12 protein-coding genes are annotated in these 10,809 nt (G+C 53.7%); 5 read left to right on the forward strand and 7 right to left on the reverse strand.

The window, feature by feature from the left end; genetic code table 11:
* Positions 1-292 precede the first annotated feature (292 nt).
* Together BDD14_RS00555 and BDD14_RS00560 are read left to right on the forward strand one after the other, a co-directional pair.
* Entirely contained in the window at positions 293-2,272 is a 1,980-nt protein-coding gene (locus tag BDD14_RS00555; RefSeq protein WP_130417122.1) for a hypothetical protein, read from the forward strand.
* 763 nt (positions 2,273-3,035) lie between these two features.
* Complete coding sequence (locus BDD14_RS00560) at positions 3,036-3,449, forward strand: hypothetical protein (RefSeq protein ID WP_130417123.1); 414 nt, start codon at positions 3,036-3,038, stop codon at positions 3,447-3,449.
* A gap of 366 nt (positions 3,450-3,815) precedes the next feature.
* On the opposite strand, the gene BDD14_RS00565 is transcribed toward BDD14_RS00560, so the two are convergent.
* The 3 genes from BDD14_RS00565 to BDD14_RS00575 all read right to left on the reverse strand — a co-directional run bounded on the left by BDD14_RS00565 (position 3,816) and on the right by BDD14_RS00575 (position 5,521).
* A complete protein-coding gene (locus BDD14_RS00565) occupies positions 3,816-4,190 on the reverse strand; it encodes a hypothetical protein (protein WP_165419838.1) in 375 nt (124 codons plus the stop codon).
* A gap of 501 nt (positions 4,191-4,691) precedes the next feature.
* Positions 4,692-4,874, reverse strand: a complete 183-nt coding sequence (locus tag BDD14_RS00570; protein ID WP_130417125.1) for a hypothetical protein — start codon at positions 4,872-4,874, stop codon at positions 4,692-4,694.
* A gap of 134 nt (positions 4,875-5,008) precedes the next feature.
* On the reverse strand, positions 5,009-5,521 hold the full coding sequence (locus tag BDD14_RS00575; RefSeq protein ID WP_130417126.1) for a hypothetical protein: 513 nt from the start codon (positions 5,519-5,521) through the stop codon (positions 5,009-5,011).
* Between the two features lie 258 nt (positions 5,522-5,779).
* Between BDD14_RS00575 and BDD14_RS00580 the strand changes: the two genes are divergently transcribed.
* From BDD14_RS00580 to BDD14_RS00590, 3 genes are all read left to right on the forward strand, one after another.
* Positions 5,780-6,118: a helix-turn-helix domain-containing protein gene (locus BDD14_RS00580; RefSeq protein WP_130417127.1), complete on the forward strand. Its 339-nt coding sequence runs from the start codon at positions 5,780-5,782 to the stop codon at positions 6,116-6,118.
* Between the two features lie 114 nt (positions 6,119-6,232).
* Positions 6,233-6,997: a ribosome-inactivating family protein gene (locus BDD14_RS00585; protein WP_130417128.1), complete on the forward strand. Its 765-nt coding sequence runs from the start codon at positions 6,233-6,235 to the stop codon at positions 6,995-6,997.
* Between the two features lie 175 nt (positions 6,998-7,172).
* Entirely contained in the window at positions 7,173-7,673 is a 501-nt protein-coding gene (locus BDD14_RS00590) for a carboxypeptidase-like regulatory domain-containing protein (protein WP_130417129.1), read from the forward strand.
* 11 nt (positions 7,674-7,684) lie between these two features.
* Here the strand turns inward: BDD14_RS00590 and BDD14_RS00595 are convergent, their stop codons facing one another.
* The 4 genes from BDD14_RS00595 to BDD14_RS34125 all read right to left on the reverse strand — a co-directional run bounded on the left by BDD14_RS00595 (position 7,685) and on the right by BDD14_RS34125 (position 10,723).
* Positions 7,685-7,990: a hypothetical protein gene (locus tag BDD14_RS00595; protein WP_130417130.1), complete on the reverse strand. Its 306-nt coding sequence runs from the start codon at positions 7,988-7,990 to the stop codon at positions 7,685-7,687.
* 312 nt (positions 7,991-8,302) lie between these two features.
* Positions 8,303-9,268: a hypothetical protein gene (locus BDD14_RS00600; RefSeq protein WP_130417131.1), complete on the reverse strand. Its 966-nt coding sequence runs from the start codon at positions 9,266-9,268 to the stop codon at positions 8,303-8,305.
* 164 nt (positions 9,269-9,432) lie between these two features.
* On the reverse strand, positions 9,433-9,816 hold the full coding sequence (locus tag BDD14_RS00605) for a DUF7009 family protein (protein WP_130417132.1): 384 nt from the start codon (positions 9,814-9,816) through the stop codon (positions 9,433-9,435).
* Positions 9,800-10,723 (reverse strand): formate dehydrogenase accessory sulfurtransferase FdhD, encoded by a 924-nt coding sequence (locus BDD14_RS34125; RefSeq protein ID WP_242617633.1) that lies wholly within the window; start codon positions 10,721-10,723, stop codon positions 9,800-9,802. The genes BDD14_RS00605 and BDD14_RS34125 overlap by 17 nt, the downstream gene beginning before the upstream one ends.
* Positions 10,724-10,809: the final 86 nt, after the last annotated feature.

Genomic DNA, 10,809 nt, shown 5'->3' on the forward strand with positions numbered 1-10,809 from the left:
GTCGATCCGGCTGGGGCTTCGAATTATTCATGTAAGTGGTTATTTATCAAGTAGTTTTATCAACGACAAAGTATTTATTAGGCACGAAAATAATTTTAGATAACTTGGCGTTTTCGCGGGTATAGTTGCCCCTGCTCTTCTAGAACCTGTTCGAACCGCTCCTCCTGATGGAAGTCGATGCGATTGGACAACCCGGGCTTCCTTGGTCAGGAACTATCGTGAATTGCAATCTCCCAGAACGCTCGGCTAACGCGCGAAAGAGCGCCACAACACTCCTGGAGGTACTACGCACATGAAGATCAAACGCTTTGGGCTTGAGGCGGTCACTTTCAGTCTTCTTTTCTGCTTTCCAATCCTTACCGCGCACTCACAGTCACGACTCATTGCAAGTGGCGGCACAACCACTCCGCAGGCAGCTCCGCTAGGAGTAAACGCCAATGGGCAACTTGAAATCGACTCGGCATTGAGCGGTGATGCTGACGCTGGCAATGATGCGACTGGATTTACGACTTTGAATCGCAAGATGGGACATGGGCGGCATGGTCATGGCGATCGGGCGGAACATAGGCGCGATCGAGAAGACCACGATGCAGTGAAAGCTACCTTCGATGGTCTCAACTTCCACGATCAGCGTTTTGCCAACAATGGAAATCAGTTTTCCGTCGAGCCACCAGACCAGGGTCTTTGCGCGGGTAATGGATTTGTTCTCGAGTCGGCGAATGATGTTTTGCGCATCTTCGATATGAAAGGCAATCCGCTCATCGGTGTAGTCGACCTGAACACGTTCTATGGATACCCTGCTGCGGTCAATCGCACCGCCAGTCCAGTAACGTATGGCCCTTCCATTACGGATCCAAGTTGTTACTTCGATCGCGAAACTCAGCGTTGGTTTCATGTGGTGCTGACTCTTGATCGCGCAGTACCCATCAGTCAAGCCTTAAGCGGTAAGAATCACCTGGATTTGGCTGTGAGCAATACACCCAACCCGCTAGGCGAATGGACAATCTATCGCATTCCCGTGCAGGACGATGGAACCGATGGAACACCAAACCACGGATGCATACTGGACCCGCAAAAAAGCACTACGGGGCCTTGCCTGGGCGACTATCCACACATTGGCGCAGACAGCAATGGAATCTATCTCACTACAAACGAATTCAGCCTGTTTGGGCCTGGCTTCATCGGTGCACAGATATATGCGATTTCTAAGGACGCCCTGGCCACAAAGGATGCCAGCATCCCGATCTTCCAGTACAACACCGGTGCTGTGAACTTTGCATCAGCTACCGGTCTTCCTGGCTTTGCGGTCATTCCAGCGATTTCCCCCGGCAGAAGCGAAGATGATGGCGACGGAACGGAGTATTTTCTCAGTTCAACGGCTGTCTTCGCCGATAGCGGCGTCGATTCGCGGGTGCAGTTGTGGGCATTGACAGACACTCACAACCTCGCACGCCACAAAGCTCCAATTCTGCTCAACAACGCCGTTTCGACGGAAAGCTATGGCATTCCAAGCCTCGCAAGGCAGCCCGGCGTAGGAACCGATGGTGTTGGCCAGAAGCCAGGCGGTGGAAACGTCGACTGGCCTCAAGGACAATGCCTCAACGATCCAAACTGCGCTCCAATACTCATTGGCGCCGCTGACCCGTTCACCGAAGTAATCAGTCCTCTGGACGGCGATGATTCTCGAATGACGCAAGTCTATTTCGCAGACGGAAAAGTGTGGGGCTCTCTAGGGACCGGGGTTTCCTTCGATGGAAAGACGTTTGGTTCAGACGGTATCGCTTACTTCATCATCAAGCCGAAGACGACTGACAAATTAGTAAGCGGCAAGGTCCTCGACCAAGGTTACGTCGCAACGCCCAAAGCGGATCTCACATATCCCACTTTTGGCGTCACCAGTGAAGGCAAAGCGATTCTCTCGTTTACCTTGACTGGTTCTAATGACTTTCCGAGTCTTGCGTATGTCAACGTCAATCAGGCGCATGGCGCAGGGGATATACATATTGCTGCTCATGGAATCGGCGCACAGGATGGCTTCACAGGCTACAAGGGACAGGTAGGGGATCCGACCCGTCCCCGGTGGGGCGATTATGGGGCGACTGCGGTTGTGGGCAGCGAGATCTTTGCTGCTCAAGAGTATGTCGGACAAAGCTGCAGCCTTCCGGAGTATCGGACGTCTTCTCCGTTCGGCTCCTGCAACGCCACTCGCGGAGCTCTAGGAAATTGGGGAACCCGCGTCATGCGACTCTCAACTGATAAAAACGATGATTAGATATTCTCGCAGTTCGCAAGAAAGGCTCTCATTCGAGAGCCTTTCTTTTGTGTTCGATCTAATTACGATCGGGGAGATCTGCCGAGGGTGCGGCAGTCTCCACTGTACTCAAATTGAAATCACAACTAATTGGAAGGTTTCGGACGAGGGACTGGGTTGAACAGAGCTCGGCAGAGTAGCAGAGTCTGGGCTCGTTTGAAGGCGGCGGACCAGCAGAAAATAGCGGATGCGCGGAAAGCCTTTCGAGAGGGCGGGTTGCAGAAAACGGCACAGGAACTATTCGGAGGTTCGGTGACCTATCCACGAATTTGTGGACCTCTAGCGGTGGAAGGGGAGTCTAATGAGTATCGGGGAGGTGGGTATGTGCCGCCTGCTTATGATTGCTCTAGTAGTTGGCTTGAGTGCGATTCCCAGCCACGCGCAACGTGCCACGTCATCTGGTCAGTCTAGGGGATTTTCTGGTCCGCGCGGATTTGCTCCTTCGCCGCATATAGGTGGCGGGTTCAACCGCGGAGGATTCACTTCCGGCGTTCGCTCCGGGCCTGTTGGAACGTTGACTCAGCACAGGTTCAACGCATTGCCGACATATACATATCGCAGAAATACGTTCATACCTCCCGGCGGTGTTTCAAGACCGCGAACGCCCTATGGAAATTGGCACGGTTCACCTTCACAAAACTGGCGGCATACGTGGGGTCCTACCTATGGAGGCCGCTACCGCCGGCCTTACGCGCCCTACTTTTATGCTAATTCGACATATTTCGTGCCCGGGTTGCTGAATTCTTATTGGGGTTATCCAAATGGCTTGAACGCAAACGACGGAACACCGTATCTTGACCAGCAACCGAATCAGGACAACAACTACCTTCAGCCGGATCTAGCGCCAGACTATGGCAGCGGAGATCAAGGACAAATACCGGAATATCAATCGAAAGATGTGCCTCCTCCGCCGCCCGCTCCCTCCGAGCCACTTTCGATGGCTGCCCTGACACTGATTTTCAAGGACGGGCATTCGCAGCAAATTCACAACTATGCAATGACTCGGACTAAACTTTATGTCCTGGATGCAGCGGCAGCGGGACGCAGTCTGGAAATCCCGCTGAGCGCAGTCGACCTGCAAGCGACGGAAGAAACAAACCGACAAGCTGGCGTAGACTTTAGCATTCCGTATCGGTGAAGGGGCCGGCTAAAAGCTGAGCCAAAAGCTTCGCGACGTTCCTCCCTTATCAGTTGCTTGCAACGCGGGCAGACTACTGGAAATGATGGCGGATCTGGAGGACGGCGGATAATCTTCTGTGACTCGTCAGCGTGGCCTATGTGAAACCAAGAGCAGTCTAGGCACTGATAGGTAATCACCAGATCACCAGTCTTCTGACTTTGTTTCCGCGCTACCTTCTCAGCTTGCCGGGAGTACTGATACGCCTGTTTCCCGTCGCAGCGAGCTAGAGCTGGGTTCCTCCATGTTCCTCTGATGGTCATTTTGAGTTGATCCCTCGCGATCGTCTTCGGGATTACTGCGGCAGCTCGAACCTGAAAAAAGCAGTTACGAACGGATGATGCGAACCTTATAAGCCACTGGGAAAGTCGCTATTGCGGCGTAGATCTCATCATCGGGAGCATTTGGGTTCTTCACATCACAGGCCGCTGTGACTACGCCTGGACCTCTGACCACCCAATCTCCAACGTTCGTCTCAAAGCGCACCTCGCCGACGATAACGGGGAAGATGTGCTGTTCAAACCCCTGCGCACGATTGACAACAAGAGAGTAGGTGTCTTCCGCATGCTCCCGATAGTCCTGCAACGTGGCGGGAGAGCCATCCTCCCATCCCACCGAGTGGGGTCCTTCACTGCTGGGTCCTGTTTCGGCGTCCATCTTGCGATCAGTGTCATATGAAGCTTTTTCGTTGTAGTCATTCATATATCCGAGTGCTTAACTTGTCGGTAAGTCAAGCAATGAGGTTACACGGCCATAGATTGCTAGTCTTGATGTGTGAAAGCAAAACCTCCAAGCAAGCCGAAAGATCCGAACGCGGTAGCCCTCGGCCGCCGAGGCGGCACGCGACGGGCTGAGGTTCTAAGTGCCGAGCAGCGTAGTGCGATAGCGACCCAGGGCGGACTGCTTGGGGGACGGGCCAGAGCGGACACTCTTTCAAAGGCTCGTCGTAGCGAAATTGCTAGAAAGGCTGCTGAGACTCGGTGGTCTAAGAATAAGAAAGGTATGGCGCCGAAGACCGACGAATAGCTAAGTAGATCGGCTACTTGTAAGTACTCGGTGTCTACGGAATACGCGAGGGAAGAAATGTCCCCGTCCGCTGATACTTCAATCCTCGCGCGGTGGTTCCCTTCCAGTAGCATCTTTCGTCTCGACGATGCGCGGGGACATCACCGGTCATCGTCGAGTCGAGAGGCTTTGCTGGAGTTATTCAGCAGACCTAGCGGGCTGGAGGGCTGCAGCCAGTTCTGTCATGAACAGCGTCACGGACTCCGGCGCCGTCAGCACAGGTTCCAGCCTTGGTTTCAGCTTCCTCACCATCTGAGCAATTTCTTCCTTAGAGGGCAAAGTAAACGACTCAGTGAGCCGCTTTTCATCCTTCGGCTGCATTGAAAGCTTCCACCTCTCAACGTACCGGTTCGCTGTGGCGCGTGGGATATTCTCGCGCCGCAAAAACTCTGCCCACTTTCCGGAGCGTCCGGTCCGAGCAAGCAGCCGCTTCAACTCGTGGAGGCGCTCGGCAACTAATTGCGGAGGGTTGCCAGTTCAGCGCGGTTGCGGCGGAGCGAGTCATTCTTACGCTCCTGGGAAGACCAGAGTTCTGTGATCTGTGTCTCCAGTGCGGTCTCCCTTACGACTTCCTCGCCTGGGTTTTCAGATTCGGACGTCGGCTCCCCATGATCCTTATTCTGGAGCATTTCGGAAGGCTGATGCGCTTCGCCACTCTCCGTCACCGAGGCTGTTGTAGCGACCGGAGCAGGGTTGGCCGCAGGAACTGTCGCGAGGTTTGTCGCGACTGAGCCGGTCCGTTCTCCGAGACCGCCGTTTGCGGAGGGCAGCTTGTACTTTTCGGTGCCGACGGACGCTGTCTGGTTCGTCTGCGAGGTTGTGCCCCGGGGAGGCTGTTTTGTTCCGGCTGCGACTGAAGATCCAACCTGGGCAGGCGTGTGATGGGCGGGTTCCTGAGTGGACTTGGCGGCCTGTGTGACTAACATCACAGGGGTAGGCTTGTTGGAGGGACTGACTTCCATGGACATCTTTTACTCCAGGTTTGGTATACGTGCAGAGCGCGAACGCCCCACGTCTAATACCGGCCCGTCCCTATTAGTCCCCATTATCGCCAGCCAAAATAGACCGCTAACGGATAGGTTTCTGCAGTCGACATGATCCGGCGGGTAATGTGCAACCGTATCCAACTTTTCAAAAAAAAGCGCAGCATAATCACCCTCGGCCGCTTTGCCTGGGTATTGGGTTGTGTCGGGGGCGTTGTAAGGTCCCCACGATAGGAGCACTCTATGTCCCAGGTTTCGACAGCCAAAGTCCCGATCACACCTGCATACGCCCAGCGTTTGGTCGACAACACCGCGAAAATCACTAACATCGATCGCGACGCCACAGTCAACCAGCCAGCTTATCCCCTATTCGAAGCCCTATTGCGCATCAAGGGCCTCACGTTGCAGCCGACCTACACCAACGCGGACGTAGCGTCCTTGTTCGACGTGTCCGTCCACACGATCCAGAGCCGCGCTGCCGACGGCAGTTTGTCGAGCCGCAAGTTGATCGGCAGGGCACGCTTTCTTCCTATCGACTTAGAGACGTTTCTTTCTGAGAGCAAGAACTCTGGGAACGTTTAGCTTCGCATTTCTGCGCGTGGCGTCGCTATATCTCGGGAGTTTGCGGGTTATGCGCGAACTTCCGAGTTATCCGGTAATTAGCGCTCAGTCGCGCTTTCTCTCTTTGTCGCACTCATGGCTGCTAGCACACAAGCCAAGGCTGTGAATGTGCGCTACACTTACATGAACTTCACTAGCTCTCCCTCTACCAGTAAGCAGCAGCAATATTTGGGACTTGTTCAAGGTTTGCAGACCTCGAGTGCCTTCCAATATCGTGGCCTAGGGATGACTCAGAGTACATCAAACGAAGGCGACGCCGATCTCATTCAAATGCAACTCACCGACGTCACGGAAAGATACGACCGTTCCGGGAATCGTTTGCCCAATACGACCTTACAACTCTGGTTTACAGCGGATAACTTCTATTTGCGTGGCTTCACGAACGTCAATGGTCAAACATTCTATTTTGTTGAGGGTCAATATTACTTACCCACGTCTTTTGATGCTGCTTTTGGATATCAAAGTGGTCCTGCCGGATGGATGACCTCGCTTGGTTACAGCGGTAACTACAACAGCCTGACAAGTAGAGCTGGTGAAGGCAGAGAAAGCCTGAACCTCAACTATCAAGCATTCTACGATTCGTTCTATACCTTGGCGTACTATAACGTCGCTGCAACAACCCCAAACAGTAGAGTTGCGCAATCGCTCCTGGTGATGATTCAGTATTTGTCGGAAGCAGCTCGCTTCACCGATGTAAGGGGATTTATATCGGCCCGAGTGGGAGATTATAGCAATTCCGATGCTACGCTCCCACTGTTTCAACAATACTTGGAGAGTAACTGGGCGCGAATATCGCAATTCGGTGCAGACATCACCAACAATCCAACGCTCAGTCGGTGACCATAGCCGGAATTAATCGGAACAATACAGGCCAGTCAGTTACCCTATACTCCTGGAGCGATGTTGTGAGTTATCTGTTTACCTTGCTTAATACTAACGAGGTCAACAATCCGAACATGGGTGGCTATTGGCAAGACTGGAATCATAGCGAGCTTTAGCCGTCGATGGCAGCCTGGTGGGTGGCACAAAAATCGCACTCGTTTCACCAGGAACAGCGAATCGGTTCGACTTCGGAGATATTCCCAGCGGCAAATATTTTGTTGGCCTTGTCGGCGGCACAAGCGCCTACATCGCAGGAACCTCGTTGGCTCCTCAAGGTCTCTCCGGAAACCTCATCAGCGTTCCCGATGGCGGAGGATCCATTACCGCCGAGGTGCAGAGGGGTTGCGAAGCATCCAGCCTTGCCGGCAGAGTCGATACCGAAGATGGCGTCGACAAGAAAGCTCATGTCGCCCTGCGCTCGTCGTTGACAGGGGAGACGTTCCAGCGGAATGCTGACAGTGACGGCAATTTCACGTTTGGCGGAATCGCTCCGGGGGAGTATAGGATCTACGCAGTTCCGGCGAGTGGTCAGAACAGGGACCCAAGTAATTCGCTCCTCGACGAGACTACGGGAGCATCGGTCACTCTCGATCCGAACAGAACTACCAATGTCGTGGTACCGCTCACTCAATGACTCTTGTTGTATCAACTGAGGTGAGCGCAGCAAACTCTCGGGTTTTTCATCATCTCCGATTCACTCACCGAGACTTCCGGTGAATCGGAGATATCCAATCTTCCGGCTACGGGACACCCGAAGTAAACCACTTCCATCAATCGGCCAACAGGGACGTTGAAGGTGCGATGCATGTTCTCAGGCTTGATCGCACGCACTGCAAAACGTTCATTGAATCGCTGCAGGAACTCCGGCCGGAAAGCGTTGCCTTCATCCGTGTTGCAGACACCAGCGAGCCGCAGTTCCTTGACCAGCCGGTCCTGCAGTGTTCGGTTCACTCTTTCCACGCGTCATCCCCTGGCCGCCTTTTGCAGTCCGGTTTCTATGAGCAGGTCATTTAGGTCAAGGGGGTTTTCTGTTTTTCTTTCCTAAGGGTTTTAGTCTCTCCTGTTGTTCTGTTTTGGTTGTTCCGCATACTCGGTCGCTTGGTCGCGGCTCTAGACCGATCGATGACGAGACGAACGGTTCGCATCAGCTCCAGGTTCAGCCGACGCGTGTGCTTAACAGTGCTCCACATGACACCATCATGTTCGGTCGGGCTCTGTGCGTGGAGCCTGCAAGCAAGCTCTCGATGTTTGCGTAATGGGTACTCAATGATGTTTCCCTGTGTTCTGCAGCTCGGATGCACGAATGCGGGAATGGTAGTTGAAGACTAGAAGCGTGAGAATCCCGAACACCATAGCGGACAAGGCAATTACTGCTCCGTAGGGACGTTCCTCGGTAAGAGAAGAGCGAATCAGGATGATTGAGATAACGAATGCAGCATTGCGGAAGACCATCTCGTATCGTCCGGATATGACGAGAGACAAGATCAAAATTAAAACATCCGTGAAGATCATCACGGTGAAGAGATCGTTATAGAAGAGACTGGTAGACCTCAGGGTAATAGCGTTCCCTGTCAGCAGTGCAACCCAGGCATGCATTGTGAAGCGACCGAGATGATAGGCCGCCAGTGAGAGGAGAAGGACCGTGAGCCCTAAGGCTACCAGCTTCTTTTGCGCGATGAACTTTTCCCGGCTCGCAGTCAGGGCCGCAGTCCTCGGCATTCGAACCTGCCGCTGTGCCACCTGTTGAAAGACTGTGACCAGCACAAACATCGCTAGTCCGGCCCACATATCAAAAAACAATGGCAGCCCTTGGTCTGGATGAATCCGTAACCAGTTGGGCTCGTTCACAGCAGAGAGGTCCCTGAAGACGTCGCGGACGAAGATCAACGACACGATTTCAAACTGATTGGCAATTGAGCGCGTGGTTGATGCAGGTAAGGCTGCAATCAGCGTTAATACTTCATAAAACAGGACTAAGTTGAACGGGGTAGAGATCGCCGCCAGATAGTTATTCCCCACAGCCTCCACCAGCAGCGGCGGATGCGACAGGCAATGACCGAGGAAGATAAGTCCCAGGTGAGCAGAAAATCCGGTAATGCTGATCTTCATTACGAGCCGCTTGAGCGCACCTTTGCCTACATCCGAGAAGCAGTTATCGTAGATGCGAATCAGACTCGCCCCAGGGGCTGAGATCCACCGTCGTTCTTTCTCCTTCTGTGTTGTGGTCACAGTGATGTCTCTCCCGGATTCTCCTGATAAGGCCGCCATTCAGCAGTCTGGCTCAGTAAACTGTCAGAGTAAAATTTGCTCGAACTCAGATTCGAGAGATCAACAATCTCAGGTTGATCAGCAGAGCTGCGGAGATGGCCAATTTCTAACTAGCATGTGGGCAATTAACACACGGCTCCTGCCTGGGGATTGTTGAAGGTGTCGTTGTTGTCCTCGTCGCTGCCATCTAGACATGCGAAGTCTTTTTCGATGATTACCTCGAGCGAGCCCGCCGACCCGATATCTACGGCGGTGTACACACCAACTTCACTCTCCTTACCCCAGGCGTGGGCCCGTTCCTCCGACAGTACGACTGCCACTTCCTGAGGTCTGTAGCGCACTCTCACAGCCGATGCTTGGAGGGTAGACTCCAGGGCATAGGTCAGCTTGGCCTGGGACGCCGGCGCGAAGTGAATCGTCTCTTCGACACGGTGTCCAGCCAGAAACTGTTCAAGCTCTGACCGTGAGACGCGAAATCGTAATGAGTTGCCTTTAATCCGCAGCTTCATAAATCTCCTCGTTTACATGAGAACGGCACCCGGTTATGTGCTCCCCCCGTGGTAGATGTTGAAGTGGTCTTCTCTCAGGAATCCGATAAGAGCGATATCGAAGTTCCTCGCGACCTGCACGGCAAGGCTCGACGGAGCGCCGACCGATGCCACCATCGACACACCGCCCATCAAGGCTTTCTGCAACAGCTCGAAGCTGGTCTTCCTGAGTGCAACAGAAGTGAATTGCGTACGGAGTATGATCGACGAGAAATTCTGCGCCCAGCAGCTTGTCTACAGCATTGTGGCGTCCTCCGTCTTCGTGCGCTAATACAAGCTCGCCTTCTGAATCGAACAGCCCCGCGCCGTGCAGCCCCCCGGTCTTGCCGAAGATGGTTTGCGCTTCCCTGAGCCGAGCAGGTAATGCGTAAAGGGTGTTTGCCGCAATAGAAAATGTGTTCCGGACCCGAGGAGGGCAGACAGTTTGAAGCGCAAGTAAGGAAGCTTTGCCGCAGATCCCGCAACTGGATGTTGTGTAGAAGTTTCGCTCAAGATTTGCGAGTGTCAGCGTTACATCCGGTGCGAGATCCACGCGCACGATATTTCTTCCTGTCTGGTACGGAAGCACAGTTTCTCCACTGCTATGTTCACGATCGGTCTCCCGAGTGCCTTCGGGCGCGTAGCCAAGCTGGTCGATGTCGGCAGCATCCCGAATCACTCCTTCGGTCATGAGAAAGCCGGCGGCCAACTCGAAGTCGTACCCTGGCGTGCGCATGGTGACCGATATCGACTTTGTTGCCCGGGCATCGGCAGGACCATAGCCGAGTTGAATCTCTAAGGGATCCTCGACTGCGAGTGTATCTTTCGCCGGATGGGAGGATCGCCCACGTACTCGCTCGACGGTTGTTTCTATATAAGCTCGACTCACTTGGACCTCCAGTCCATCTGTTGTCTCCCTCGAACAAGCAGGGAACCCGCCAACTATTCATCCTTGATCTTGCTCTGAGGTGAGGG

This window comes from Edaphobacter modestus, assembly GCF_004217555.1.
Classification (GTDB): domain Bacteria; phylum Acidobacteriota; class Terriglobia; order Terriglobales; family Acidobacteriaceae; genus Edaphobacter; species Edaphobacter modestus.

Coding starts and splice junctions, on each gene's coding strand:
- BDD14_RS00605 (WP_130417132.1), bottom strand. CDS start 9,816: ATGAAGCTGCGGATTAAAGGCAACTCATTACGATTTCGCGTCTCACGG.
- BDD14_RS00585 (WP_130417128.1), top strand. CDS start 6,233: ATGGCTGCTAGCACACAAGCCAAGGCTGTGAATGTGCGCTACACTTAC.
- BDD14_RS00580 (WP_130417127.1), top strand. CDS start 5,780: ATGTCCCAGGTTTCGACAGCCAAAGTCCCGATCACACCTGCATACGCC.
- BDD14_RS00555 (WP_130417122.1), top strand. CDS start 293: ATGAAGATCAAACGCTTTGGGCTTGAGGCGGTCACTTTCAGTCTTCTT.
- BDD14_RS00570 (WP_130417125.1), bottom strand. CDS start 4,874: ATGCAGCCGAAGGATGAAAAGCGGCTCACTGAGTCGTTTACTTTGCCC.
- BDD14_RS00575 (WP_130417126.1), bottom strand. CDS start 5,521: ATGTCCATGGAAGTCAGTCCCTCCAACAAGCCTACCCCTGTGATGTTA.
- BDD14_RS00565 (WP_165419838.1), bottom strand. CDS start 4,190: ATGAATGACTACAACGAAAAAGCTTCATATGACACTGATCGCAAGATG.